Origin of the sequence: Protofrankia sp. Cas4 (assembly GCF_963555915.1) — a bacterium.
GTDB lineage: Bacteria > Actinomycetota > Actinomycetes > Frankiales > Frankiaceae > Protofrankia.
This window is the reverse complement of the sequence record NZ_CAUVXL010000032.1, coordinates 1-26,540: the sequence shown is the minus strand read 5'-3', so window position 1 is coordinate 26,540 and position 26,540 is coordinate 1. Positions and strand designations below refer to the sequence as shown.

Sequence of the window (26,540 nt, the reverse complement as noted above, 5' to 3'; positions counted from 1 at the left end):
AAGGACCTGGGCACCGGCAAGGAACAGTCGATGACGATCACAGGCGGTTCGGCGCTACCCAAGGACGACATCGACAAGATGGTCCGTGACGCCGAGCAGTATGCCGAGGAGGACCGCAAGCGCCGCGAGGAGGCCGAGACCCGCAACCAGGGCGAAACGCTCGTGTACTCCACCGAGCGGTTCCTGGCCGAGAACGGCGACAAGATCGAAGCAGCGATCAAGGTCGATGTGGAGGAGAAGCTGTCGACGCTGCGCGCGGCGGTCGGCGGTACCGACATCGCGGCCATTCGCGAGGCCACCGGCGAGCTCGCCAAGGCCAGCTCCGCGATGGGTCAGTCGCTCTACGCCGATGCGCAGGGCGCGGGCGGAGCAGGCGGTCCGGCCGGCGCGGGCGGTCCGGGCACGGACGACGACGTCGTGGACGCCGAGATAGTGGACGAGGAGGACAAGAAGTGACCTCGGCGCGCGGGGATGACTGGACGCTCAGCATGTCCACGCCGGACGAACCCGTGATCGTCCGGGACAAGCGCCGCATTGATCCCGAGAGCGGGCAGGTACGAGGGGACGCCATCCGGGTGGAGACAAAGGCTACTGGCGACGCCGCCGCGGCGGCCGCGAGCCCTGCAGGCGCCGCGAGCGTGGGCGCCGCAACCGACGGTGGGGAGTTGCTGGAGTCCCTGCGTCAGCAGGTCGTCGAACGCACCGCCGACCTCCAGCGGCTCAAGGCCGAGTTCGACAACTACCGCCGCCGCGTCGAGCGGGACCGCCAGGTCATGGCCGAGCAGGCGACGGGAAAGCTGCTGGCGGTGCTGCTGCCCACCCTCGACGACATCGGCCGGGCACGTGACCATGGCGATCTGGAGGGTCCGTTCAAGGCGGTCGCCGAGTCGCTGGAGAGCGCGCTTGAGACCGCCGGCCTTGAGCGGTTCGGCTCCCAGGGCGACGAGTTCGACCCGTTGATCCACGACGCGCTCATGCACACCTACTCCTCGCAGGTGACCCGGTCGACCTGCGTGGACGTCTTCCGCGCCGGCTATCGCCACGCCGGTCGGGTACTGCGCCCGGCCCAGGTATCGGTCGCGGAGCCGGCGCCGGATGCCGACGCGGATGCCGACGCGGATGCGGGTGCGGCCGCCGAGACTGCCATCGAGGCTGACATGAACCAGAGCGTGCGAGACGCGACGGCGGGAAGCACGCCGAATGCGGGAGGCGGCGCGACGGAAGCCGTCGAGTAGTCGATGCCATCCGCCCTTTTGCCAGACAAGGTCCGCTTCGAGCGTCGATACACGACATGATGGTGAAAGGAGGGGCGCCGTGAGTGTTCGTGACATGGTCGAAAAGGATTACTACGCCGCTCTCGGCGTCCCCAAGGACGCCTCGGCTACCGATATCAAGAAGGCCTACCGCCGGCTTGCCCTCGAGCTGCATCCGGACAAGAACCCCGATGACCCGAAGGCAGAGGCGCGCTTCAAGGAGGTCTCCGAGGCCTACGACGTGCTGTCGGACGAGTCCCGGCGCCGGGAGTACGACGAGGCGCGGGCGCTGTTCGCCGCGGGTGGCACCGCGGGCCATCCCACGGGTGGTTACGGCTACCAACCGGGCGGGTACGGCGCAGGCGGTGCGTTCAACCTGGATGACCTGCTGGGCGGGGCCGGCGCGGGCCCCGGTCCCGGCGGCCTCGGGGGTCTGTTCGACAACCTCTTCCAACGGTCGCCAAGCGGCCGTGGCCCTCGCCGTGGCAGCGACATCGCGGCCGAGGTCACGATCCCGTTCGAGAAGACCCTGACCGGGCTTGAGGCCACCGTCCGCCTGCCGGGCGCCGCGACCTGCGTCACCTGCGTGGGAAGCGGCGCCCGGCCGGGCACGATGCCGCGAACATGCACGACCTGCCGGGGCCTGGGCGTGGTGTCCCGTTCGCAGGGTGGGTTTGCCCTGTCGGAGCCGTGCCGTGACTGCATCGGCAAGGGGACGATCATTGAATCACCGTGCCCGAGCTGCCTGGGCACGGGACGGCGGGAACGCGAACAGCGGATCCGTATCCCACCAGGGGTCGCGGACGGTCAACGGCTCCGGGTCCGGGGCCGCGGATCGCCGGGTGAACGCGGCGGGCAGTCCGGTGACCTCGAAGTCACCGTCCACGTGCTGGCCCACCCGGTTTTCGGCCGTGAGGGGCACAACCTGACGATCATCCTGCCGGTGACCTTCACCGAAGCCGCGCTGGGTGCATCGGTCAAGGTTCCGACGATCGACGGTGCCCCGCTGACGGTGAAGGTTCCGTCCGGAACGTCGAGCGGGCAGCGCCTGCGGGTTCGGGACCGCGGGGTGCCGCGGGGCGGCCACGGCCACGGTGACCTCATCGTGACGATCGAAGTCACGGTGCCACGGCCCGCTGACCTCTCCCCCAAGGCCCGCACCGCGCTACAGGAGTTCGCGCACGCCCATCCCGAAGATCCACGCACGTCGCTGATGGCACAGATGGAGGGCCGGCCATGAAACCACGGCCGAGCCGAACGGCCGATCCGCCGCTCCCACCGAACGGTCTGCCTGCGGCACCCCGGCCCGGCCCCGGGCCGGCGCACGACGACGACACTCCCGTGTATGTGATCTCCATTGCCGCGCAGCTGGCCGGCATGCACCCGCAGACGCTGCGGGCCTACGACCGGCTGGGGCTGGTGACTCCGGGTCGCACATCCGGACGCGGCCGGCGGTACTCCGTCCGGGATGTGGCGCTGCTGCGGGAGGTACAACGGCTGTCCCAGGAGGAGGGGGTCAACCTTGCGGGGATCCGCCGGATCCTGGAGCTGGGCAGCCAGGTGATGATCCTACAGGCGCAGGTCCGCCAACTTACCGAGGAGCTGGCTCTGGCCCGCGCCGACGCCGAACGCCGGGTGGCCGAGGCGCACAAGAGCCACCGGCGGGATCTTGTTCCGGTCGACCGCGGTGCGATCGTGGTCTGGCGACCCGGCCCGCGTCGTTAGACCACCTGCGCCCAGCCACCTGCGCCCAGGCAAGACAACCCAGGCACGACAGCGCCGCGCCCGCTGCTGCTGGACCCGACTGCCTTGCGAGACCCAATCTTAAGCCGGAACGACTCAACTATTCTGAGCGTTAATGAAGATGGAATCAACTAAACGATCATTCTAGGACTCCCATGAACGTGGACCGGCTCACCGCTCGCTCCCAGGAAGCACTCTCCTCCGCAGTCAGCCGCGCTACCGGCGACGGCTCACCGCTCGTCGACCCGCTACATCTCCTCGTAGCCGTCCTGAGTCAGTCGGGCGGGGTCGCAGTCGACCTCCTTGACGTCACCGGGGCCCCGCTTGCCCAGGTACGCGCCCGTGCCGAGGCCGCGGTCAGCCGGCTGCCGCACGCCACCGGCGCCAGCGTCTCCCCACCTCAGCTGTCCCGGCAGCTCATCACCGTCCTGGACAACGCCGAGCGGCAGGCGAAGCGGCTCGGCGACGAGTACACCTCAGTGGAGCACCTGTTGGTCGCGCTCGCAGAGGAGGGGGGCGAGGCGGCGCGGGTGCTCACCGAGTTCGGCGCAACCGCTGAAACCCTGCGTGGTGCCTTCGAAACTGTCCGCGGCGGCGTCCACCGGGTGACCAGCCGCGATCCCGAGGACTCCTACCGGGCGTTGGAGAAGTTCTCCGTCGACCTCACCGAGCAGGCTCGAGCCGGCAAGCTCGATCCGGTCATCGGCCGCGACGCCGAGATTCGGCGGGTTGTGCAGGTCCTGTCGAGACGGACGAAGAACAACCCCGTCCTCATCGGCGAGCCCGGCGTCGGCAAGACCGCGATCGTCGAAGGGCTCGCACTGCGGGTCGTCGCCGGTGACGTTCCAGAGTCCCTGCGCGACCGCCGCATCGTGTCGCTCGACCTCGGGTCGATGGTGGCCGGGTCGAAACTGCGCGGTGAATTCGAGGAACGGCTACGGGCCGTTCTCAACGAGATCCGGTCCGCCGAAGGTCGGCTCATCACGTTCATCGACGAGCTGCACACGGTGGTCGGTGCCGGCGCCGCCGAAGGTGCCATGGACGCGGGCAACATGCTCAAGCCCATGCTCGCCCGCGGCGAGCTGCGAATGATCGGCGCAACAACCCTCAACGAGTACCGCACCCGCATCGAGAAGGACCCGGCCCTGGAGCGCCGATTCCAGCCGGTACTGGTCGGCGAGCCCTCGGCCGAGGACACCATCGGTATCCTGCGCGGGCTCAAAGAGCGGTACGAGGTGCACCACGGCGTGCGGATCACCGATGCGGCCCTCGTCGCCGCGGCCACCCTCTCCGACCGGTACGTCAGCGGGCGGTTCCTGCCCGACAAGGCAATCGACCTGGTGGACGAGGCCGCATCCCGCCTCCGGATGGAGATCGACAGCCGACCCGTGGCCATCGACGAGCTGGAACGGGCCGTCCGGCGTCTGGAGATCGAGGAGATGGCGCTGTCCAAGGAGAGCGACGACGCGTCGAAGGAGCGGCTGGGCCGCCTCCAGCGCGAGCGGGTCGACAAGCGGGCGGAGCTGACAAGTCTCACCGCCAGGTGGCAGGCGGAGAAGAGTTCCATCGTCGAGGTGCAGAAGGTCAAGGAAGAGCTGGAGAACGCCAAGCGCGCCGTCGAGGTCGCCGAACGGGATCTTGACCTGGCCAAGGCCGGCGAGCTGCGTTACGGCATGATCCCGATGCTGGAGAAGCGGCTCGCGGCGGCAACCGACGCGCTACCCGGCCCAGACGAGCCCGGCGGCGCGATGCTGAAGGAGGAGGTCGGCCCGGACGACGTCGCCGAGGTTGTCGCATCCTGGACCGGCATTCCCGCCGGCCGGCTCCTGGAGGGTGAGAGCGCCAAACTGCTCCGCATGGAGGACGAACTGCACGCCCGCGTGATCGGGCAGCATGCCGCGGTAGGTGCTGTCTCCGACGCCGTGCGCCGCGCTCGCGCCGGCATCTCCGACCCGGATCGGCCGACCGGCTCGTTCCTCTTCCTTGGTCCCACCGGCGTCGGAAAAACCGAGCTGGCGAGGGCACTCGCCGACTTCCTGTTCGACGACGAACGGGCCGTGGTGCGCATCGACATGAGCGAATACGCCGAGAAGCACTCGGTGGCCAGGCTTATCGGCGCGCCGCCCGGCTATATCGGGTTCGAGTCCGGCGGGCAGCTCACCGAGGCCATCCGCCGGCGTCCGTACAGCGTGATTCTGCTGGACGAGGTCGAGAAGGCGCATCCCGACGTCTTCGACATTCTGCTGCAGGTGCTCGACGACGGACGCCTCACCGACGGTCAGGGCAGAACGGTCGACTTCCGCAGCACGATCGTGGTAATGACATCCAACCTCGGGTCGCAGTTCATCGCGGACCCGACCCTGTCACCCCAGGTGCGACGCGACTCGGTGATGGTCATCGTCCGGGAGGCGTTCAAGCCCGAGTTCCTCAACCGACTTGACGACGTTCTGGTCTTCGATCAGCTGGCCAAAGAAGATCTCGCCCGCATCGTCGACCTCCAGCTCGACCGGCTGCGGGCTCGGCTTACCGACCGGCGCATCACGCTCACAGTCACGGACTCAGCGCGGGCCTGGCTCGCCGACGCCGGCTTTGATCCGGTCTTCGGGGCACGCCCGCTGCGCCGGCTGGTGCAGACCTCGATCGGCGACTCGCTCGCCCGGGAGCTGCTCGCCGGCATCGTGCGGGACGGCGACGAAGTCGTCGTGGAGGTCGACCCGGACCGACCCGGCCTCCGTGTTCAACCGGCCGTCCGCGCGGCGTGACCCAGCCGGGTTCACCACGATGGGTTCATCACGATGGCCCGACAGTGGCCGTTCGGATCCGCCAGTTGCCGGTGTCATCGCGCTGGAGGATCTCGCCATCCTCATGGAGCCTACGGTGATGTCGCCCGCACTGGAGGACGAGGTTGGCGAGGTCGGTGGGTCCCCCATCAATCCAGTGCACGAGATGATGGCTGTCGCAGAAAGAGGGCGGACGATCGCATCCCGGATAGACGCATCCACCGTCGCGGAGCTCCAGCGCACGGTACTGCGCTGGAGAAACAGTAGGAGTGGCTCGGCCCAGCTCCAGAATCTCGCTGTCACCCCAGGTCAACAGCCGGGTCACCCGCGCGTCGCAGGCCAGTCTCCGGGCGGCGGCGTGACCGATGAGCCCGCCACCGGCGAAGCCCGCCCGGGCGGTGAACCCGGTGGGGAGCTCCCCACCGGGTTCCGTTGTGGGCTCGCGTCCCTGCGATCGCGCCGCAGCGGGTCCGACCCAGTCGACGCGCGGTTGCCCCGGCGGCGGTACCAGCGTCGCGACATCGACCACTGCGGTCAGCTGGGGACGATGTCCATGCACCTGGGAAAGATCTGCCTGGCCCAGGTAATGCCTGGCGATTTCGATCAGGGCATCCGCCCGCCGCTGCGCCTTTGACCGGTCATCGCCCGCTGTGGGTGCGCCTCCCATCGCCGCGTCCAACGCCGCGGTGACGGTCTCTCCACCCTCGGCGTCGAACTGTGCATCCAGGAACACCTTGCCCTCAACCGAGGATGAAACGATCAATCCGCGGGCCCGATGTGCCCTGTCACGGTCTCTGTCCGCGCCGTCGGGATCAGAGGCCTGGGCCCAGTAACGCACGACCCGCCCCAACGTCGCCGGGTCCGTCCCCCGAGCCGCAAATGTGAACATCCCATGGGATTTGATCGCCGCCTCCCGACGTTGTGGCGTCACCGCCGAGGTCACCGCACGAACATGGGCGAAGGACACATCACCCTCGCGGAACGCGGCCGTCAGTTCTGGTAACACCGCCAGCTCCCGACTCGCGCGCAGCACTGCCGACCCTGCCGACCGCGACACCCCGCAACGGGAGCGCAGCCACGCCTGCACGGACAGGAAACCGTCGACCTGCCACCATCGCGACGTGTCCAGACGCTCGATCGAGCGCATCCACAATGCCTCCAAGGCGTTGGTGAACCGACGCAACTCCATGACAAACTCCGCCACGTCCTGTGCTGACAATTCCGACGGATCGAACCCGGCCGCCATGCCCCGCAGCCCGGGTAGGTCAGCCAACCCGCTGCCGGTCATACCGCCGGTCATACCGCCGGTCATACCGCCACTCCCGCCGAAGGTCGAACTTATGTTCGAAGTGTAGCTGACGATTCGGCCACGATCAACCCGTCGACGACATGCCGAACCCGCGCTCGTGATCCGACCCAGCGCTGTGACGCCAGGTTGTGGACGCCAGGCTGTGGACGCCAGGCTGTGATGCGGGTAGCGGCGCTAGAGTGTGCCGGTGTGTATTCCCGGTCGGCCGACCCGTCGCATCCTGATGGCCGGGGCCGCCGTGACTCTCATGGGATGCTCGGCGACCGCAAGCAACGCCGGTCGAGCCGGAGCCCAACCCGAGGCAGGCGCACCCTCGCCCGCGCCGGCGGCACCCGCAGCCGCCTCCCAACCGGCGCAACCGTCGGCAACCGCGTTGACGCCGACCGCGGCGGGCGGGCCCGCAACCGAACTGATGCGCGCGAGTTCAGGACGCCCGGAGGTGGCCCTGACATTCCACACCAACGGTGACATCGCCTTGGTCGACGGGCTCCTCGCCGCCGTGGCACAGGCACGTGTACCGATTACCTGCATGTTCGTGTGCAACTGGCTGGAGCGGTATCCGGACTACGCCCGTCGCGTCAGAGATGGCGGGCACGAGATCGGGAACCACACGTACACCCATCTCGCCGATCTCGACCGGCAGAGCGTTTCCGTGGTGCGCACGGAGGTGGAGCGCTCGCAAGAGATCATGGACCGGGTGACCGGCGGACCGGGGGACTACTTCCGGCCGTCGGCGATGCACCACAGCACCCCGGCGGTACTCGCCGAGGCCGGCCGCGCCGGTTACGCACACTGTCTGTCCTACGATGTGGATCCCCTCGACTACACCGACCCCGGTGCCGACGCTGTGGTCACGCGCACACTGGCAACGGTCCAACCCGGCTCGGTGATAAGCCTGCACTTCGGGCATGCCGGTACAATTCCGGCCCTGCCACGGATCGTCGCCGGCCTGGAACAGAAGGGGCTCCGCCCGGTCACGGTGCGCGACCTGTTCGCCTGATCCCGATGAGACGCGGCCCCGTGAGCGGAGGGCTGTGCCGGTGGTCACGGTTCAGCGCGGCGTTGGGCGCTGATACCACAGCTGCTGGCCGTCCGGGGCACGTGGTGTCAGGTTGGCCAGGTGCAGTGCACAGGAGAGCAACGCGGTCAGGCCACACAGGGGATCGATCGCCAGTAGCGGGCAGGCGAGGAGTCCGCAGCTGAAGCCCGCCGACGGTCCGGCGGCGGCCACGATGCGCAGGGCTCTGCCTGTCAGCTCCGGGCGGATCACAGACAGTCGGAACAGGCCGACGAGCAGGGCGCCACAGCCCGGATTCCCCGTCACCGTGCGGACGGCGATCAGGTGGGCGGCTTCGTGAACCGCGATCGTGGTGACAAGGACCAGCGGGGCGAGTGCGGGGGGCAAGGCGCGCAGAGGTGAGCCGGTCAACGCCAGTGCGGTAGTGAACATTGCCGCGCCGGCGAGAGCGAGTACACCGGCCCAGGCACGCAGCACCACCAACAGGCAGCGAGCCGTTATGGACGGCCACCGGCAGACAGGGACGTGGACTCTGCGAAGGCTGAGTGCCGTGAGCATACGAAGCTCATGGTCGGTGCCGCGGCGGAGCGCGCTCAGCACCTGGCGAGCCAGGCTACCGCGGGGAAAACGCAGATGCACCAGGCCGTGCCCGGCGAGCGTGACAAGTTGGGCCGATGCGCAGTCAGCGGTGGTTTCATGCCACAAACGGGAAGCAGGTTTCGGGCCGCTCCCCAAGAGGTCAAGTGTGTGCCACGCGTCGAGCTCGATCCGTACCTGCATCGCCCGGTGTGGATCGATCACCTCGCCAGGTCGGGGCAGAGCGAGCATCACGGTGCGAACCACCACGGGATCAGAAGACAAGATCCCGCTCGCGCCACCGGGCCAACTGGCCGTATCCGTACAGCGCGACACCCAGGATGACGCCGGATACCGCCAACGAAATGACCGTGGAGTCACCGCTGATCTTTGTGACTGCAATCGCGGTACCGATGCCGCCGACTCCTGCCAGAGTGACGGCCGCCATGGACGACATCGGCTGCTCGTCACTGACGGGAATCACCAGGCCGACCAACATGCTGACAGCGAACGCCGGGAGCAGTTGCGGAACCAGTCCCCAGACAAGCTTCATGTTCCACAACGGAGTGGCGGTGAACGCAATACACAGTGTAGCCAGCACTCCCGCCCAGAGCCCGATCGCGGCCAGCCACTTGGAGTTCACCCAGATGGTCGGCCGCACGCTGGCTGTTCGGAAGAGCCAATGGTGGGTCCAGGTCGCGCCGTAACTGCCGACGAAGAGTACCGACCCGACACTCAGAAGTAGCCCGGCGCCCAGCGGCCACAGCAGGGCGTCACGGACCGCACTGGACGCCACAGCGGCCAGACTCGCCCCACCAAGCACCATCAGCGTCGACAGGTTGGCGGGATGCCGTACCAACTGTACGAGCTCCAGGACCGGCAATGATCGCGGCCGATGTCGTAGCGTCCCGGCGTACGGTCCGATCAGCCTCACCCCGCCCATCCGCGCAGCTCCCATACCAAGCAGTGCCGTGCACCACCACACGCCGACGCTGCCGACGCCAATACCCAGAGCCACTGCGAACGCCACGAGCGGTCTCTGGATCACAGCATGGGCCAGCGGTTCCAGGGTTCTTTGGAGCGCGGGCTTCCCACCATTGACAAATTGGCTACCCATTGTCTGCTGGCCGACCGCGCCGATGACCACGAGTGCGGACACCGCACGGGCGAGGGTGCGCGGCAGCCGGGTCACCATACAGATCATCCAGGTTGCGGCACGGTGCAGCGCAAGGCCGACCAGGACCCCTGCGACGGCCAGCACCAGCCAGCAGACGAGCACCACGATCACGCTACCCACGCCGGTCACCGATGTGACGGACAACCAGATGAACGGCGCGGACACCAGAACGCTGAGACCCAGCGCGAAGAGGACGACCGCACCGTCGAGCGCCAGCCGACGCAGAACCGGACGCATCGGCATGGTGGCGAGCAGAGTGCCGAACGCGGTTTCCTCAGGCACGAGAATCATCAGACCAACGGTCAGTACAGCGGTGAGTCCGAGCACAAGGTTGAATGTGGTCAGTAGGAGCATCGCCTGCAGGCCGGTCGCATGCAGATTCTGTATACCGAATGAATTCCGGGCCGTTACAGCCAGCGCGATCCAGCCCGCCGCTGCCAGCGCGAACGCCGCCAGCAGGGCGCGGTAGGCCCAGAGACTGTTGCCCAGGGTGCGGATCATCTCGTGGCGCCAGCCCTGCATCATGGCTCGGGCGCAGGCGAGTACCTGCCTCATCGCTGGTCCCTCTCCCGCCCGTCCGCACTGCCACGACGGCCTACGAGCGCCAGCGGCAGACCGATGATGAACGAGACGGCGACGAGCCACAGAAGAAAGCCCACAGGCTGAACTGCGAGGCCCAGGATGTCGCTCCCCGTACCGGAACGCGCAGTCATCAGAAGGGGAATGTCGACATTGTGGTGACCGGACACCGCGACGACGACTCCTCCCATGATGACAACGAAGAGGAGGACGCCGCCCACCAGCATGCCGGCACCGAACGCTCTGAATACTCCACGACCGTTCATCCCGTTGGCCTTCCCTGTCGATCATGGGCACTATTACGGCTCGTGTGAAGCCTTATCTCGCTGATACGCTGTTGGACCTGCTTCGTGCGTTCCTCGATGCCGGCCGCTGCGAGGAAGACTTCTTCAAGAGAGGAACGATCATACTCCATCATCAGTTCCAATGGTGCACCTGCAGCCGCGATCTCGCCTTCGCAGAAGATAGATACCGTGTGGCAGTACGTCTGCGCCGCGACCAGATCGTGGGTCGCCACCAGAACTCCGCCACCGGCGGCGACGAACGAATCCATCAGCGTGCGGAGGATGAGGTGCGCTTCGGGGTCGAGCCCCCGGAACGGCTCATCCAGGATCAGCAGGGAGGGCGAATGGGACATCGCGGCAACCATCTGCAGTTTCCGCTTCATCCCATGGGAGTACTCGGCGACCAACTTACCCGTCGCAGCTTCCAGGCCGAGCAGTTCCAGCAACTCGCGCATCAGTGAACGGTCACAGGCAGGCTGCAGGCGACGGACGAGGTCGAGGTACTCGGCTCCCGTCAGATTCATCGGAAGCGAAAGATCGTCTGGAACGAATCCCAATATTGCCTTGGCGGCCGCCGCGTGATGCGGGTACCCACCCATCGTGATGGTTCCCGCAGTCAGCGCGACGATGCCGGTAATGCAGTGCAGGACAGAGGACTTTCCCGATCCGTTGGGACCCAGAAGGCCGACGACGGATCCGGCCGGAACCGCGAACGTGACCTCACGAACCGCAGTGAACTGTCCGTATTTTTTTGTCAGATCCACGACCGCCAGGGCCGAACTCATATTCCATCCCCTGTCCCGCGCCACATTCATGTCATTTTTTTGGTCGCGCTAGCCGAATTTTTCTATACGCAGGCGAAATGCACCTCGACATTGAAGTGAGTCCAGCTGGTGAAGTGCCAGTTGACCAGACCGCTGAAGCCAGCATAGCCACGGTGCCAGCACTGGACGGTGAGGTATGCGGCCAGCGCGAGGCCCAGGAAGATCGCAACTACGATAACGATGGCGAACCACACCACCTTACTCTCGGCGTACTTGCGCTGCAGGAGGCTCTGCGCGCCCATGATTCCGGACGCAAGACCCTCCTGAGCCGATACGGCGCCATGGAGGAGCAGGTCCTCCGCACGCCCGACAACAGCAATCATCGCCTAGCCTTTCTCGCTACTGAGATCTCCTCCGGCGGACCCGCCGGGCACCTCACCTTCCAGCGGAACGAAGTGTCGCGGCAAGACCTCCGCGACGGTCGAGGCATCAGGGATTCCGATGGGATGGCCCGCGGTGGAGCCGGCGACAGGCGAAGATCTACCCGATACGATCGCGGCCCGCAGCTGACCGTGAAGGCCGAGAATCATCTGTGCGAAGTAATGCAATTGATCACCAGCCGGCGTCGCCGTGACACCAGCGTGGTTACGATCGAGAAGCTTTTCGTTGAATTCCCGCTCGAGCGCCTGGATGTGGGCCGTCACACTGGACTGTGCATAGTGAAGATCGCCGGCGGCGCGAGAGATCGATCCGGCACGCAGGACATGGACGAAGGTCTCCAGATGGACGAGGTTCAACACTCATGCCCCCATTACCGAGCCGGTTCCGCGGGTCTCACCATGTAGACGCTGCGGATGCGGATTTCGTTGGCACCGGAAACACATCTGTTCGGGCGAACTGCGCACGGATGGATGCGGGATGTACCTTCGGGCAGTGCGAATGTTTGCAGTTGGCGACGAGGTCCGGGTGGCGCTGGATGCGGGACGCCCGGTGGTCGCGCTCGAGTCGACGCTGATCGCCCACGGCCTGCCGCGCCCCCGCAACCGGGAGGTCGCGGTCGAACTGGAAGCCCTGGTGCGCCAGCGCGGGGTGACCCCGGCGACGATCGCGGTGATCGACGGTACACCCATGATCGGCCTGGATGTGAACGCGCTCACGCGCATCGCGGACGAGCCCGAGGTGGCGAAACTGTCCGTCCGTGATCTCCCGGTCGCCGCCGCGCTGCGCCGCACCGGCGCGACCACGGTCGCCGCCACGTCTGTGCTGGCCGCCCGCGCCGGCATCCGTGTGTTCGCGACCGGCGGACTCGGCGGGGTGCACCGCGGCTGGGCCGACAGCGCCGATGAGTCCGCCGACCTGGTGACACTGGCCCGCACCCCGATCACCGTGGTCTGCGCGGGGGTGAAATCGATCCTGGACGTCGGCGCGACCCTGGAAAGGCTGGAAACCCTCGGGGTGACGCTGCTCGGCTGGCGGACGGACATCTTTCCCGGGTTCTACCGGTCACGCACTGGATTCACGCTCGACTGGCGGGTGGACGCAGCGCACCAGGTCGCGTCCGTCATGGCGGATGCCGACGCCCTCGGCCTGCGCTCGGCCGTGATCGTCGCCAACCCGGTACCCGAGACCGAGCAGCTCGACCGTGACCTGCACGACCGGGTCCTCACCGACGCGCTGGCCGAGGCCGCCCGCCGCGACCTACGCGGGAAGGCCGTCACCCCGTTCCTGCTAGAGACCTTCCACCGCGAAACCTCCGGTGCCAGCCTGGCGACGAACATCGCGGTCGTCCGCAACAACGTCATCGTCGCCGCCGACATCGCCACCGCCTGGTCCACCGACGCTGGAGTCCCGCGTGGCTGAACGCCCGTACGTCCTGCTGTCGGTCGCCATGTCCGTGGACGGCTACATCGACGACGCCACCGACCGACGCCTGCTGGTGTCCAACGACGCCGACTTCGACCGGGTCGACGAGGTCCGTGCCGGTGTCGACGCCATCCTGGTAGGCGCGAACACCGTCCGTCGTGACAACCCCCGGCTGATGGTCCGGTCGACGACCCGCCGCGAGGAGCGGACGGCCCGCGGCCTGCCGGAAAGCCCAATTAAGATCACTATCACCAGCCGCGGCGAGCTCGACCCGACAGCGGCCTTCTTCACCGAGGGGATGATTGAAAAAATCGTCTACGCTGCCAGCCCCGCGGCGGCCCGGGCCCGGGAGCGCCTCGCCGACGTGGCATCCATCGTGGACGCCGGGGACCCACTCGACCTGACCGTCGTCCTGGCCGACCTCGCCGCCCGTGGCGTGCGCCGGCTGATGGTCGAAGGCGGCGGCACGGTCCACACCCGGTTCCTCACCGCCGGGCTCGCGGACGAGATCCACCTGGTGATCGCGCCGTTCTTCGTCGGCGACCCGGCCGCGCCCCGCTTCGTCGGCAACGGCACGTTCCCGCACCATCCGGGCCACCGGATGGAGCTGGCCGAGGTCCGCCGGATCGGCGACGTGGTCCTGCTGTCCTACCTGCTCGGCCCGCCCGCCGGGACGACCCCGGTGTGAACCGTCCGGCCGGCACGCCCATGCCCTTGCCTACGGAAGCTGCTGCCCACAGGAAGCGGAGGCTGCCGTATCACTACCGCGTGACGTGGCCGTACTGCGACCATCGGTGTCTGGGACCGGAGACGGGACGCGGAGGGCGCTGGTGGCGAAAGCCTGGAAGATCGCGGCAAAGCCGGCCCGGCCGCGACTCACGTGGGTGACCCTCCTGCTATGGATCATCATAGCGGTCGTCGCCACCCCACTCGCCGGCAGGCTGACCGGCGCGCAGACGAACGACGCCTCAGCCTTCCTGCCCACCGACGCCGAGTCCACCCGCGTGCTCACGGCCGAGAAGCTCCTGCCGGGTGGGGACGCGGTACCCGCAATCGTCGTCCTCGCCCGTGATCCCGAGCTGACCCCCGCCGACCGGGCGACAGCCGAAACGCTCAGCCACGAACTCCAGCGGTTCTCCGTCATCCCGGTCGTCGGGCCCGTCCCGTCCCCCAGCGGCAACGCGTTGCTGCTGAGCATCAGCCTCGCGCAACGGGCCGACATCGTGGATTTCACCGACGACGTCAAGGAGATCCGGCGGATCGTGCGTCACGCGGCGCCGCCCGGACTTCAGACCGGCCTGGCCGGACCAGCCGGCCTGCTGACCGACTCCTATGACGTGTTCAGCGGAGTGGACACCACACTGCTGTTCGTCACCGCCGGGGTCGTCGCGGCCATTCTACTGATCGTCTACCGCAGCCCTTTCCTGTGGCTGGCGCCGCTGCTGTCGGTCGCCATCGCAGACCAGGCGGCCACCGCACTGACCTACCTCGGAGCCAGGTACGGCGGCCTGACCGTCAATGGGCAGAGCGCCGGGATATTACGGGTGCTCGTGTTCGGCGCCGGCGCCGACTATGCGCTCCTGCTCATCGCTCGATACCGAGAAGAACTGACCCGCTACGAAAGCGTGTACGAGGCGATGCGGGTCGCGATCCGGCGGGCCGGGCCGGCAATCGTCGCCTCCGCCGCGACCGTCATCGCAGGCCTGCTGTGCATGCTGTTAGGCGACCTCAACTCCGACCGTGGTCTCGGCCCGGTGGGCGCCATCGGAATAGCCGCAGCGCTGGTGACGATGATGACGCTTCTCCCGGCCGCACTCGTCGCGTGCGGCCGGCGGCTGTTCTGGCCGTTCATCCCCGGTTACGGCGCGGGCACCGTCGAGGAATCCGGCTTCTGGTCACGTGCCGGCGCCAGAATTGCCGCGCGGCCCCGCCTCGTGTGGATCGCGACCACCCTGATGCTTACCGGGCTCGCGTTCGCGACCCTGCACCTGAACACCAGCCTGCGCGGGGACCAGGGATTCACCAAACCGGTGGATTCCGTGGTGGGTCAGGAACTCGTGCAGCGAAGTTTCCCGGCCGGCGCGACCGCGCCAACATATGTCATCGCCAATATCACGGCCGCGGACGACGTGCTTTCCACCATTCGTAGGAATCCCGCGGTCACCGCTGTCGGGGAAACCGGCCGCGGAGCGACCCTGGTCCAGTTCATCGTTATTCTCGCACAACCGCCCGACACACAGGCGTCCTTCGACACGATCAAAACGCTCCGGGGTGCCGTCCACGCGATACCTGCCGCGGACGCGCTGGTCGGCGGAACCACGGCGGTGAACCTGGACGTACGCACCGCCTCCGTACGCGACCAGAAAGTGATCATCCCGGTGGTCCTGGGAGTCCTGGCCGTGATTCTCGGGTTGCTCCTGAGAGCGGTGGTCGCTCCACTACTCCTGATCGCAACCGTGGTGCTCTCGTTCCTCGCCGCGCTCGGCGCCAGTGCACTCGCCTATGACTGGCTGTTCGGCTTTGCCGGAGCCGACCCGTCCCTGCCGCTACTGGGATTCATATTCCTGGTGGCGCTGGGAATCGACTACAACATCTTCCTGATGATCAGGGTTCGGGAAGAAGCCGAGAGACTCGGCCCCCGAGCAGGCGCGCGCCGCGGGCTGGCCGTCACCGGCGGCGTCATCACCTCGGCGGGAGTCGTGCTGGCGGCCACCTTCTCGGTACTGTTCATCCTTCCACTGGTGCAGCTCGCGGAGGTGGGCTTTCTGGTGGCGTTCGGAGTGCTGGTCGACACCTTCGTGGTGCGCTCGATCCTCGTGCCCGCGCTGGCGCTCGACATCGGCCCGAAGATCTGGTGGCCGAGCCGCCTGGCAAGGCTGCCTGCGGAGCCGCCGGGAACGGCAGCCGGCACCGATCCCCCCGGTAGCGTAGGTAGCGCCGGCAACGAGGTTCTTGTGGGGCCGCCGGCGGTGCGAAGAGAACCATGATCGCACCGCCTGTCATCCGCCGGCCAGGTCTGAAACAGGGCTAAAACGGGTTCTTACCCGAAGGTCGGAAACTCCGGCCCGAAAACCTGCCGCCACAGGTTGACGGCATCCTCGTGCCGACCCGCCTGCTCCGCCTCAACAGCATCATCAGCGTGGACGCGCGCGAACCGCACCGACTCCGCGAGCGCGTCGCAGTCGTCCCCCTGCAGGTAGGTCGACAGGTCGCCGCCGACCTCCGCCGGGTCGTAGGCGGTGAACCCCTTGTTCTCGACGTGCCGGAAGACCTCCGCCAGCGCCTGCCGAGTGTTCAGCCCGCGGTTGATCAGAACCTTGCCCGCGAGCGCCTCCAGGTGGAACGAACGCAGATGGCTGCCGCAGACCCGATTCCACGCCTTGAGCAGCCGAACCGCCGAAGCGACCCGTGGGCCGGCGTCCGCCATCCAGCTCGCGTGCCGCTCCGGCCGGGTCGGCAGCCAGCCGCCGACGCAGTCGGGCATGACGTAGCCTGCCCGTGGATGGTCGAAGGCAGGCACGAGATGGACGTCCGGCGCCGAGTTGTAGACGATGCGCATGGCCTGGCCACGCGTGCCGATCGTCTGGATGCGCTCGCCACCGATCGCGTTGCGAACGCAGAGCAGCAGGTCACGTGAGTCCCAGCGGAAGCGCTTCCAGGCGCTGTTCGCTGCGCTGAACACCACGAAGATGTCAACCTCGTCCAGCGGGCGGATCATCGTGTCGCGCCCCGCGGAACCGATGGTAGCCACACCGACCAACGGCAGCGCGCAGCGCGGTGGAAAGATCGCCCGTAGGGCCTGCTCGGCGTCGTCCCGACGGGCGTCGATGACCGCGCGGTCGTCGACGTTGAGGCGGATCAGGTCGTCGAGCTTGGCGAAGGCGCGCGCGGTCGTGCCCACCAGCAGGGGACCGGTCATCGCACCTGTGATGGGACCGGTCTGCGGGTTAAACGGACCGGCCCCTGGATCATCCGGGAACAGCGGGTTGTGTGCTCCTGGCCCGGTCTCGTCCGAACGGCGCCAGTGCGGCGGAATGATCAAATGATCATATGTGACCTCAGACCCACGCGGCCGCATCAGGCCTGGCACGTCCGGACTGTCCACGGGTGCGACTTCACGCCGGGTTTCCACGCTCACTCTGAGAACCTCCCAGGCGCCTTCGCGCCAACCGTACGGTCCCCCATCCATGACACGCGCCGATGGCCAACCGACACGGACGCGTGAACTGGGCGGCTGGCTCACACCGTCCCATTCGCGACATCGCATCTATGGTGCCGCATCCTGCAGCGGGGTAAACATCGGGTCCAGTCTGGTTACCCAAAGTCACAGATCCGGTGGAATTACGGAAGTGGTGAGGCAGTGGATGTGACGTTACGGAGGGGGCGGCCGGAACCAGACCCGCCAGCCACCGGACAACACGATGTCCGCGGGCACGAATGCGGTCGCCACGGCCAGGCGCTCACCCGTTCGGTCACCGACACGCACCCGGGCCTCGACGACCACCTGGCCGCGGAACTCCAGCCAGCCGGCCAGCGCCCGCAGGGCCTCGGTCGCGTACCCCCGGCGCCGGTAGGGACGCCCGATGGACACCGACACCAGTGCCCGCCGGTCGACGGCGTCCACCGCCAGCAGACCGACGGCCACCGAGTCCTCACCACGCACCGTCCAGGTCATCACGCCGCGCCCTCCGCCGGCCCGGCGACGCAGATCACGCCGCAACGCATCGGTCGGATCATCGGCGACGTCGACAGCGATCCCCTGCGCCTGGTGCAGGCACGCGCCCGCCAGCACCGGTCCCAGCTCCTCGGCCACGAAGCCGGCGTTCCACACCGTCAGGGGAAGCGCAAGCAACCTCGATGTCGTCAGGGTCGGCCCTTCACCCACGGCGGGCGGGCTCCACGACGCCGAGCAGTCCCCGCTCCCGCAGCAGCACCTCGGTGCGTGCCATCCCCTCGTCGAGGCCGACGCGGGGCGCCCAGCCGGCCAGGTTTCTGATCTTGGCGATCGAGTAGGTGCCCGTTCGGGCCAGCTCAGCCAACGCGAGCGGTCCAAGATCAACATAAACTCGGGGGTGTAGACGCGAGCTCACCCGTCCGGACAACCACCTGCGCCCGACCAGCAGCCGGTCCGCCGAGTCGAGCGCACGAACAAACGCCGCCGGCACCGAGCCCGGCAAGGCCACGCCGGCCATCCGCGCGTATCGGCCGAAGAAGTCGGATGCCGAAACACCCGCCCCACCCGTGACATGCAGGATCTCACCAACCGCCGCCGGGCAGTCCATGACCGCGACGACCGCCGACACCAGATCGTCGACGTGGACGGGGCTCAGGATCCCGCGGCCGGAGTCCACCAGGACGAAGCGGCCGGCCCGCAACAGCAGCAGCGGCCACAGGGTCCATCGACCGGCCCGTGGTCCGTACGCGTCGCCGACCCGTAGCACTGTCACCGCCAGACCGCGGGAGGCTGCGGCCACGGCTGCGTGCTCGGCCGCAGCCAGCGCGTCAGCCCGCGCCAGACCGGTCATGGTGACGGGCACGGCCTCGTCAGCGTCGGCAGGGAAGGAAGGGCCCAGCACACTCACACAGGACATGTGAACAACGCGACCGACGCCGGCGCGGTGGCATGCGTCCAACACGCCAGTGGTGCCGGCTACCGTGATCCTACGCATTTCACTGTCCGCAACCGGTAGCGGCCGGCTCGGCACGCCGGCTCGGACCGCGGCCAGCTCGCCACCGCCACCTGTGCCGACGGCCGCCGCGTGCACGACAAGATCCGCCCCGGTGAGCAGTTTCTCCCAGTCACCGGGATGGGTGACGTCGGCCACGACGATGCCAGGACCACGGCGGACGTCTATCGGCACAACATCGTAGCCGCGTCGGCGGAACTCGTGCACGACCGCGTCCCCGATGAATCCCCCGGCGCCGGTCACCACCGCGCGAGCCACGTCGTCCCCTCTCACCCCTGGGACCTACCCGGCAGATCCCCGATCCCGGTAATCGGCCTTCCCGGAAGATCGCTTCCCGATCCACCGGACTCCCCGCCAAGACGACACCCGGATACCTCAAGGTCTATCAGACAGGCCTAACGTACCGTCACGCCGAGCACGCAGACAGGTCGTTCCGGTCGCACGATATCGACCCTACGTGATCGGAGCCCAAGAGTAACTGGTTTCAGGCACCGGCGGCCGCGACGACTCGGCCGCGGCCACCAGCCCGGTGCAGCGCCGGCATCCACACCTCAACCGCCGACATCTTACTTTAAGTAGCTCTCTAATCGCTCTTACGGCGTCCCGAAATCCTGCGTCCAGTACGTCCCGTAACTGCCCCCGGTGCCGTAACCGACGCCGATCTGCTTCAACGAGCAGTTGAGGATGTTCTCCCGGTGCCCGGAACTGTTCATCCAGCCCGCCATGACCTCGGTCGGAGTGCGCTGCCCAGCGGCGATGTTCTCCGCGGCGATCGAGAACTGGTACCCGGCAGCAGCCATGCGTTGAAAGGGCGTGCGCCCGTCCTGGCTCGTGTGGCTGAAGTAGTTATGCGTCGCCATGTCGTCGCTGTGCGCCTGCGCCGCGGTGGTCAGCCTGGAGTCGACGGTCAGCGCAGCGCAGCCGGCCTTGGCCCGTTCGGCGTTCGTGAGCGCTACCACCTGGGAAGCCGGGTCTGCCGATGTCGGCTCGGTGGCGGTACCCGGCGTAGCCGCTGTAGGAGGAGCGACCGGAGCGACCGGTGCGGCTGTGGCCGCCGGGCCGCCCGCCGTGGCGTCCGCGACCGGTGTGGACCACGGCGGCGAGCTCGGTGGGAGCGACGCCGCCCACGGCCACCCGCCAGGTTTGACAGCGGTGCGCATGTGAACGGTCTCACCAACCGTGCCACGATCGACGGTCTGTGGCGGTACAGACCCCTGCGCGGGATCAACCGGTGACGTCGAGGACACCAGAGCCGGGGACGAAGCCCCAGGACTGGTCGCGGCCGCGGGCCCTCCCCCGTGGACGAGCTGGGCCAGGAGCAACCCGACGGTGGCGAGAACGAAAACGAAGACTGCCAGGACGGCGCCGGACCATCCCTGCCGGGAACGGCGGTGCTTGCGATGTCGAACCATGGAACCTTCCGTGTGGTCGGTCCCCCCCGCGCTATGCCCCCTGCATCCGGGACAAGGGTAGCGAGTACTAGGCACGGTGAGCCATCCCGTATCGCTTTTAACCGAATAATCATGAGCAGATCAGGCCAGTGTGGCGCCACCTCGGATCCACCCGACAACATGCCGTGTCGGACGGGCGACCAACGGCCCTGGCCGGCTGCCCCGGGTGACGCCCAGGAGTGCCCGGCAACAGGGGGCAAACGTCCGCACCCGTCGGACAGACCGGGCCACATGCGGGGCCAGAGTGCCAAAGTGCTGGTAGGACACATCAGGACGGGCAAGTATCCGGACGTGACGCCGTTCAAGACGGGGCCCGTCCAAGGGCAGCGCGCTAACATGACCCATTACGGCGCCAGCGGTCGCGACCAGCGGGATCCCGGGCGTGGGGGCACCAGACGACACGCCCGCATCCGGGTCGGCCGCGAGCATGCCGGCGGCGACCAGGATCGTGTCACCAGGCAGCCAGAAAACGACGAGGATGCCGCTGTCGACGAAGACGAGCGTGAAGATGACGGCATAGAGCACCGCTCCGGACAGGCCATCCACACTCGCACGGTTCGAGCCTGTCTGCCCCCGAAGGCTCGATCATCGTACCCTTCGCGCGACTCCAGTCCGCCGTTCATATCCAAATCGGCCAATTATCGACCTAACGGACACGCAACTCCTACTGCCCACAGGAGCCACAACCATGCCCATCGCCACCCCGGACGTCTACGCACAGATGCTTGACCGGGCCAAGACCGAGGCATTCGCCTACCCGGCGATCAACGTTACGTCGTCGGAGACCCTGAATGCAGCCCTGAAGGGCTTCGCCGATGCCGGCAGCGACGGCATCGTGCAGGTCTCCACCGGCGGTGCCGAGTTCCTCTCCGGCACCCGGGTGAAGAACATGGTCCTCGGCGCGCAAGCACTCGCCGAATTCGCCCACCATGTCGCCAAAGCGTACCCGGTCAATATCGCCCTGCACACCGACCACTGCCCCGCGGACAAACTCGACACCTATCTGCGCCCCCTGCTTGCGATCTCCAAGGACCGGGTTCTCCGCGAAGGGCGGGATCCGCTGTTCCACTCACATATGTGGGATGGATCGGCAGTCGAGCTGGAGGAGAATCTCAAAATTGCCGACGGCCTCCTGATCGAATGCCACCAGGCCAAGATCGTCCTGGAGGTGGAGATCGGTGTCGTCGGCGGCGAGGAGGACGGTGTCGTCGGTGCGATTGACGAGAAACTTTACACCACGCCGACGGACATGTGGCGCACCGCCGAGGTTCTCGGCACCGGCGAACGGGGCCGCTACATGCTCGCCGCAACCTTCGGAAATGTGCACGGTGTATACAAGCCGGGCAATGTGAAACTCCGTCCGGGAATCCTTCGGGACGGGCAGCAGTATGTCGCGCAGCAGCTCGGTCTGCCAGTCGACGCCAAGCCCTTCGACCTGGTGTTTCACGGCGGTAGCGGTTCCGACCTGGCCGAAATCCGCGAGACGCTGGACTACGGCGTTGTCAAGATGAATGTGGACACCGATACCCAGTACGCATACACCCGGCCGATCGCCGACCATGTCTTCAAGAACTACGCCGGCGTACTGAAAGTGGACGGCGAAGTAGGTGTGAAAAAGCAGTACGACCCACGCAGCTACGGCAAGGCAGCCGAGTCCGGTATGGCCGCCCGTGTCGCGCAGGCCTGCGCAGACCTGCGCTCGGCGGGGCGTTCGCTGACCAGCTGACCCATCCGGCCGAAGGAGGCGCGACATCGCTTTTCGCGCCTCCTTCGGCCGCCTGCAAGCAAGCTGAGCGCATGCATGCGCGCGTTAGCAGTCGATCTCGAGGAACGGCAAGAGTGGACAGCGCGATGTGCGCATAGTCACGAACCGCATTCACGGCTTGTTCAGCCACCAGCAATTCTGGTTATGGTCTGCGCCGTGCCCGTCGATACGATGGGGACACGTCGGGCGGCACGCCGAATCCTGCCCTCGCTCGACGAAAACCAAACTTGCGGCAGGAACGGGGGACCCACTTTCGGACGTCGATATCGGGCGTCCTCGGGGTGAAGCCGTGAAAGCGGCCGGGCAGTCCCAGCCCGAATCCGACAGCTCACCTCGCAGGCGTGGGGAAGGGCATTACCAATATGTCCAGTACACGTTCTCGTGGCCGACATCGTGGAGTTCGCCGGGCTCGGATCCGCACCCGGGCCATGGTGGTGACCCCGGCTCTGGTCGCCGCGATCAGTGGCGGCATCGCGATGTCCCAACCGGCCAGCGCCGCCACGACCTGGGAGGGGCTTCGCCAATGCGAGTCCGGCGGTGACTATGGGGCGAACAGCGGCAACGGCTACTACGGCGCTTACCAGTTCTCGCTGGGCACCTGGCAGGGCCTGGGCTTCACCGGCCTGCCCAGCAGCGCGGCCCCCGGCACCCAGGATGCAGCCGCGATCAAGCTCGCCGCCCGCGCCGGCTTCGGCCAGTGGCCTGCCTGCGGCAAGGGCATGGGCGCCGACCAACTCGGGGGCGGCACCAACCCGGCCGGCACCGCAAGTCCCGGCGCATCGGGCACCGGCAGCGGTGACAGCGGTGACAGCAGGGATGCACCGGACACCAGCGCATCGGACTCGAGCTCATCCGACACCGACTCGTCGCAGGCACCCTCGTACGGCAGGAGCGGTTCCTCGCGCTGGCAATGGCGCACGGTGAGCACGGACATCTCGTCGAACTCCGCTGATGCGAGGCCCCTTACCGCCGACCTCGTCGATCAGGTGCGGTCAGACGTTCGGTCGTGGCAGCACCAGATGAACAGTCTTGGCTACAAGATCCAAATTGACGGTCGGTATGGACCTGAGTCGGCCGGCGCGGCCAGCCGCCTGCAGGCCGACAAGGGCCTGGCGGTCGACGGAATCTGTGGGCCGGAGACCTGGGGGATCACCTTCAGCTGAACAGCCGGCAGCTGACGGCCGCGAACTGATATAGACCCCGCGAGGACGAGTCGGGCCGGTCCCACCTGCGTGACAACAAACACAACAGAAAAGCACTACGGCGACCGGCCCGATCACTCGGTGTTACGAAAAGCCAGCACAAACGACCCCCCATCGGGGTCACCCCAATCGCCGGGTAGAGTGTTGTCTTTGGGCCATGTAGCCCATTCGGGTGGTGAAAGCCAGGTCCGTGTAGTTCATCCGACACCCCCGATTTGCTTCGAAAGGGCCAGGCTCGCTAGAGTCCTCCCCACTCGCCAGATCGGCGAGGCCGCGCGGACGGACGCCGAATCCCGTCCCCGCCCGCCGCGGCAGGACCTATCGCGAAGCCGCACGGACGGGATCGGGGGAACCACATCCGGATACCGGCCACCGGTGTCCTTGGGGTAAAGCAGGCGACGCTCATCGGCGTCACCGGCCGGGCATGTTCCCAGCCCGCACCCGACAGCTCACCTCGTAGGCGACGGGAAGGACCGACCCACATGCCGTCTGTTGGCAGGCACCGAGCCCCGCAACAGTCGTCCACCGCAGTCAAGGTCCTGCGTACCACCGGTGCTGTCACAGCACTCGTGGGCAGTGGTCTCGCCGTCGCGGCCAGTCCCGCAGGCGCCGCGACCGCCGACGACTTCACCAAACTCCGCCAGTGTGAGTCCGGCGGCAACTATCACATCAATACCGGTAACGGGTTCTACGGCGCGTACCAGTTCGACGCCGGAACCTGGCACGGTCTCGGCTATTCCGGCCTCCCCAGTGACGCCCCGCCGGCGCTGCAGGACGACGCAGCCCACAAGCTCTACAACTCTCGCGGCTGGTCCCCGTGGCCGTCCTGCTCGGTCAAGATGGGCCTGACCAACAACGGCCCGGCGCCGCAGGTGCCGACAACAGTGCCGGCAACGGTGCCCAACGTCGCGGCAGTCCAGCAGGCGATCGCCCCGGTACAGCCCGCAATGACCTTGGACCGCGCGAAGGCGCAACTGGAATCGTCGAACTTCACCGGTACGACGCTTTCCACCGCTCTGGCCGGAGAGGTGCGCGCTGACGCCTACGTCTGGCAGAACACGATGCGCGAGAAGAAATTCATTCTGCAGGTGGACGGCCGCTTCGGCGGCGAGTCCCAGGGCCTGGCATCGCTGTACAGCTACCTGACACGGGTCGACGACGGACAGGCCGGTGTGGTCGGTAAGAACCTCTGGGACATCACCGTCACCAGCCCGTCCGCCCTGTGATCCCAGGGGTTCGTATCCTGTAACATCCCATGACTGTTCGAAGGTGGATTCGCCCTCGAACCCTGATCCCGCGGCGGACCCGATGGCCCACCCCCCTCCCACCGGGTCCGCCGCGTGAGAACCTGTTTTGACCGATCCCCACTCGGCACAGTGCAACCGGGATCCGGCAGGATGGACCCCATGACGACCTCCCCTGGACGGCCGGATCTTCTTGACGGTCCGCCCCCGACAAAACTCACTCTCGATCCGGCTGCCGCCAAAGCGCTCGACGCCGGCGAGACCGCGGAGACGGTCGCCGGTCGCTTCCCGGAGTCAAGCCTCGCCTGGGCGATGCTGGCCGAGCGCGCCCTGGAGGCAGGTGCGGCGGTCACGGCCTACGCCTACGCACGGACCGGATACCACCGCGGCTTGGACCAGCTTCGTCGCGCCGGCTGGCACGGGCATGGGCCAATCCCGTGGTCCCACGAGGCCAACCAGGGCTTCCTACGCGCGCTCGCGGCGCTCAGTCGCGCCGCCGCCGCCATCGGTGAGGCCGAGGAGGCCGCCCGCTGCCGGGACTTCCTCGCCGACAGCGATCCCGAAGCGGCCGAGGTACTGGGCCTTAAGACCTGAGCCGCTCACGACCGTCCTGCTGACGTCCTGGATCGGGGACCGGGACACCCTGCTGTCCGCCCGGTGGCCTACTGACATCCGAGGTAAGTTACAAATGATGTAAGTAGCGTGCGAGGTAAGCAGGGGCGGAATGGCGTTCGTCAATCGCGTCGAGGAGCTTGCCGCGCTGGAGCGCTGGTGGACCTCGACCCATCCACGACCAGCGGTGATATGGGGACGACGCAGAGTCGGTAAAACCGCCCTGTTGCACCGGTTCGCCGACGGACGGCGGTCGATCTTTCATACGGGTGCCGGTCGTGCCGCATCAGGAGAACTGGCGCAGCTGTCCCGCCAGGTCGCGGCCGGCATCCCCGGACGGTTCCGGGACCTGCTCACGCGCCCGTATTCCGACTGGGACGACGCCTTGGACGACTTGGCGGTGGCAGCGGAACGCGAGCCGCTTCTCGTCGTCCTGGACGAGTTCCCAGAGATTGTCGCGACATCGCCGGACCTCCCAGGAGTGCTGCGGGCCTTTCTCGACCGCGTGGCGGGCAGGACACAGCTACGACTGCTGCTGTGCGGGTCGGCAGTGCGGCACATGACCGCGTTGCAGGAACAACGGGCGCCGCTCTACGGTCGGTTCGACCTGTCACTGTCGCTGCATCCGTTCCGCCCGCACGAGGCCGCCCTGATGCTGCCCGAGCTCACCCCGGCCAACCGAGCCCTCGTGTACGGGCTGGTCGGCGGAGTACCGCTGTACCTGTCCTGGTGGGACCAGAACGCGGACGTCACCGACAACCTGCGGCGACTGGCCTGCCGGCCGGGGGCGTCGCTGCTCACCGAGGGACAACTCGTGCTGGCAACCGAGGTGGAACACGGTGAGTACCCGGCGGCGGTGCTGCATGCCATCGCCGCGGGCCGCACGCAGTACAACGAGATCAAGGATCATATCCGGGCTGAGCCGGCCCGCACCCTGGACCGGCTCATCGAGCTGCGGCTCGTCGACCGGGTCATGCCGGTGACCGACACCGCCCGCAGCCGGCGCCGGGTCTACCGCATCGCTGACAACTTCCTCGCCTTCTATCTCGGGGTGCTTTCCCGGTTCCGTGCCGAGATCGACCGCGGTCTCGGGGAGGCTCTGCTGCCCGTCCTGGTCACAAGCCTCGATGACCATTTCGGTCTGCCCTGGGAAGAGGCGTTCCGGGAGCATCTGCGGCGGCTCGCGGTCTCCGGTTCGCTGGGGCCGGACGTCGTGGCGATCGGGCCCTACTG

26 protein-coding genes and 2 riboswitches are annotated in these 26,540 nt (G+C 67.4%); of the genes, 14 read left to right on the top strand and 12 right to left on the bottom strand.

Annotated elements, in window-relative coordinates:
- The 5 genes from U9979_RS03500 to clpB form a co-directional block, all read left to right on the top strand.
- Positions 1 to 456, top strand: a 456-nt coding sequence (locus tag U9979_RS03500; RefSeq protein WP_322778237.1) for an Hsp70 family protein, incomplete at its 5' end; no start/stop codon positions are given.
- The gene (gene grpE, locus U9979_RS03495) at positions 453 to 1,235 is read left to right on the top strand and encodes a nucleotide exchange factor GrpE (protein ID WP_322778236.1); all 783 of its coding nucleotides are present in this window, start codon (positions 453 to 455) and stop codon (positions 1,233 to 1,235) included. The genes U9979_RS03500 and grpE, both read left to right, overlap by 4 nt.
- A gap of 79 nt (positions 1,236 to 1,314) precedes the next feature.
- On the top strand, positions 1,315 to 2,493 hold the full coding sequence (dnaJ, locus tag U9979_RS03490) for a molecular chaperone DnaJ (protein WP_322754258.1): 1,179 nt from the start codon (positions 1,315 to 1,317) through the stop codon (positions 2,491 to 2,493).
- On the top strand, positions 2,490 to 2,978 hold the full coding sequence (locus U9979_RS03485) for a heat shock protein transcriptional repressor HspR (RefSeq protein ID WP_322748415.1): 489 nt from the start codon (positions 2,490 to 2,492) through the stop codon (positions 2,976 to 2,978). Before dnaJ ends, U9979_RS03485 begins: the two co-directional genes overlap by 4 nt.
- Positions 2,979 to 3,151: 173 nt before the next feature.
- The gene (gene clpB / locus U9979_RS03480; RefSeq protein ID WP_322748414.1) at positions 3,152 to 5,758 is read left to right on the top strand and encodes an ATP-dependent chaperone ClpB; all 2,607 of its coding nucleotides are present in this window, start codon (positions 3,152 to 3,154) and stop codon (positions 5,756 to 5,758) included.
- A gap of 28 nt (positions 5,759 to 5,786) precedes the next feature.
- On the opposite strand, the gene U9979_RS03475 is transcribed toward clpB, so the two are convergent.
- Complete coding sequence (locus U9979_RS03475) at positions 5,787 to 7,088, bottom strand: HNH endonuclease signature motif containing protein (RefSeq protein WP_322778235.1); 1,302 nt, start codon at positions 7,086 to 7,088, stop codon at positions 5,787 to 5,789.
- A gap of 184 nt (positions 7,089 to 7,272) precedes the next feature.
- Here U9979_RS03475 and U9979_RS03470 point away from each other — a divergent pair, with 184 nt between their 5' ends.
- Positions 7,273 to 8,085 (top strand): polysaccharide deacetylase family protein, encoded by an 813-nt coding sequence (locus U9979_RS03470; protein WP_322778234.1) that lies wholly within the window; start codon positions 7,273 to 7,275, stop codon positions 8,083 to 8,085.
- A gap of 51 nt (positions 8,086 to 8,136) precedes the next feature.
- On the opposite strand, the gene U9979_RS03465 is transcribed toward U9979_RS03470, so the two are convergent.
- The 6 genes from U9979_RS03465 to U9979_RS03440 all read right to left on the bottom strand — a co-directional run bounded on the left by U9979_RS03465 (position 8,137) and on the right by U9979_RS03440 (position 12,283).
- A complete protein-coding gene (locus U9979_RS03465) occupies positions 8,137 to 8,946 on the bottom strand; it encodes a hypothetical protein (RefSeq protein WP_322778233.1) in 810 nt (269 codons plus the stop codon).
- 7 nt (positions 8,947 to 8,953) lie between these two features.
- Positions 8,954 to 10,411, bottom strand: a complete 1,458-nt coding sequence (locus U9979_RS03460) for a hypothetical protein (RefSeq protein ID WP_322778232.1) — start codon at positions 10,409 to 10,411, stop codon at positions 8,954 to 8,956.
- The gene (locus tag U9979_RS03455; protein WP_322778231.1) at positions 10,408 to 10,701 is read right to left on the bottom strand and encodes a hypothetical protein; all 294 of its coding nucleotides are present in this window, start codon (positions 10,699 to 10,701) and stop codon (positions 10,408 to 10,410) included. Before U9979_RS03455 ends, U9979_RS03460 begins: the two co-directional genes overlap by 4 nt.
- On the bottom strand, positions 10,698 to 11,504 hold the full coding sequence (locus tag U9979_RS03450; RefSeq protein ID WP_322778230.1) for an ABC transporter ATP-binding protein: 807 nt from the start codon (positions 11,502 to 11,504) through the stop codon (positions 10,698 to 10,700). The genes U9979_RS03455 and U9979_RS03450 overlap by 4 nt, the downstream gene beginning before the upstream one ends.
- A gap of 62 nt (positions 11,505 to 11,566) precedes the next feature.
- A complete protein-coding gene (locus tag U9979_RS03445; protein WP_322778229.1) occupies positions 11,567 to 11,866 on the bottom strand; it encodes a hypothetical protein in 300 nt (99 codons plus the stop codon).
- A 3-nt stretch (positions 11,867 to 11,869) separates the two neighbouring features.
- Positions 11,870 to 12,283, bottom strand: a complete 414-nt coding sequence (locus tag U9979_RS03440; RefSeq protein WP_322778228.1) for a LysR family transcriptional regulator — start codon at positions 12,281 to 12,283, stop codon at positions 11,870 to 11,872.
- 139 nt (positions 12,284 to 12,422) lie between these two features.
- Here U9979_RS03440 and U9979_RS03435 point away from each other — a divergent pair, with 139 nt between their 5' ends.
- The 3 genes from U9979_RS03435 (at position 12,423) to U9979_RS03425 (ending at position 16,333) form a co-directional block, all read left to right on the top strand.
- On the top strand, positions 12,423 to 13,343 hold the full coding sequence (locus U9979_RS03435; protein WP_322778227.1) for a pseudouridine-5'-phosphate glycosidase: 921 nt from the start codon (positions 12,423 to 12,425) through the stop codon (positions 13,341 to 13,343).
- Positions 13,336 to 14,034 carry a RibD family protein gene (locus tag U9979_RS03430; protein ID WP_322778226.1) on the top strand — a complete coding sequence of 233 codons (699 nt, stop codon included), beginning with the start codon at positions 13,336 to 13,338 and terminating at the stop codon, positions 14,032 to 14,034. Before U9979_RS03435 ends, U9979_RS03430 begins: the two co-directional genes overlap by 8 nt.
- Before the next feature lie 142 nt (positions 14,035 to 14,176).
- On the top strand, positions 14,177 to 16,333 hold the full coding sequence (locus tag U9979_RS03425; protein WP_322778225.1) for an MMPL family transporter: 2,157 nt from the start codon (positions 14,177 to 14,179) through the stop codon (positions 16,331 to 16,333).
- A gap of 53 nt (positions 16,334 to 16,386) precedes the next feature.
- On the opposite strand, the gene U9979_RS03420 is transcribed toward U9979_RS03425, so the two are convergent.
- The 5 genes from U9979_RS03420 to U9979_RS03400 form a co-directional block, all read right to left on the bottom strand.
- Positions 16,387 to 17,484, bottom strand: a complete 1,098-nt coding sequence (locus U9979_RS03420; RefSeq protein ID WP_416219332.1) for a nucleotidyltransferase — start codon at positions 17,482 to 17,484, stop codon at positions 16,387 to 16,389.
- 234 nt (positions 17,485 to 17,718) lie between these two features.
- Positions 17,719 to 18,231: a GNAT family N-acetyltransferase gene (locus U9979_RS03415; protein WP_322768669.1), complete on the bottom strand. Its 513-nt coding sequence runs from the start codon at positions 18,229 to 18,231 to the stop codon at positions 17,719 to 17,721.
- A complete protein-coding gene (locus tag U9979_RS03410) occupies positions 18,224 to 19,306 on the bottom strand; it encodes an NAD(P)-dependent oxidoreductase (RefSeq protein ID WP_322778224.1) in 1,083 nt (360 codons plus the stop codon). Before U9979_RS03410 ends, U9979_RS03415 begins: the two co-directional genes overlap by 8 nt.
- 320 nt (positions 19,307 to 19,626) lie before the next feature.
- Positions 19,627 to 20,445 carry a CAP domain-containing protein gene (locus tag U9979_RS03405; protein WP_322750381.1) on the bottom strand — a complete coding sequence of 273 codons (819 nt, stop codon included), beginning with the start codon at positions 20,443 to 20,445 and terminating at the stop codon, positions 19,627 to 19,629.
- Positions 20,446 to 20,565: 120 nt separating this feature from the next.
- Positions 20,566 to 21,009, bottom strand: coding sequence for a hypothetical protein (locus tag U9979_RS03400; RefSeq protein WP_322778223.1), 444 nt, complete (start codon positions 21,007 to 21,009; stop codon positions 20,566 to 20,568).
- Positions 21,010 to 21,172: 163 nt separating this feature from the next.
- On the opposite strand from U9979_RS03400, the gene fbaA reads away from it, so the two are divergent.
- The 5 genes from fbaA to U9979_RS03375 all read left to right on the top strand — a co-directional run.
- Positions 21,173 to 22,210: a class II fructose-bisphosphate aldolase gene (gene fbaA / locus U9979_RS03395; RefSeq protein ID WP_322778222.1), complete on the top strand. Its 1,038-nt coding sequence runs from the start codon at positions 21,173 to 21,175 to the stop codon at positions 22,208 to 22,210.
- Positions 22,211 to 22,433: 223 nt separating this feature from the next.
- Positions 22,434 to 22,606, top strand: a riboswitch (cyclic di-AMP (ydaO/yuaA leader).
- Positions 22,607 to 22,677: 71 nt separating this feature from the next.
- Entirely contained in the window at positions 22,678 to 23,412 is a 735-nt protein-coding gene (locus tag U9979_RS03390) for a transglycosylase family protein (protein WP_416219328.1), read from the top strand.
- Positions 23,413 to 23,763: 351 nt separating this feature from the next.
- Positions 23,764 to 23,928: riboswitch (cyclic di-AMP (ydaO/yuaA leader) on the top strand.
- A gap of 5 nt (positions 23,929 to 23,933) precedes the next feature.
- Entirely contained in the window at positions 23,934 to 24,677 is a 744-nt protein-coding gene (locus tag U9979_RS03385) for a transglycosylase family protein (RefSeq protein WP_322748726.1), read from the top strand.
- Positions 24,678 to 24,857: 180 nt separating this feature from the next.
- A complete protein-coding gene (locus U9979_RS03380) occupies positions 24,858 to 25,289 on the top strand; it encodes a DUF3151 domain-containing protein (RefSeq protein WP_322778220.1) in 432 nt (143 codons plus the stop codon).
- A gap of 130 nt (positions 25,290 to 25,419) precedes the next feature.
- Positions 25,420 to 26,540, top strand: a 1,121-nt coding sequence (locus U9979_RS03375; protein WP_322778219.1) for an ATP-binding protein, incomplete at its 3' end; no start/stop codon positions are given.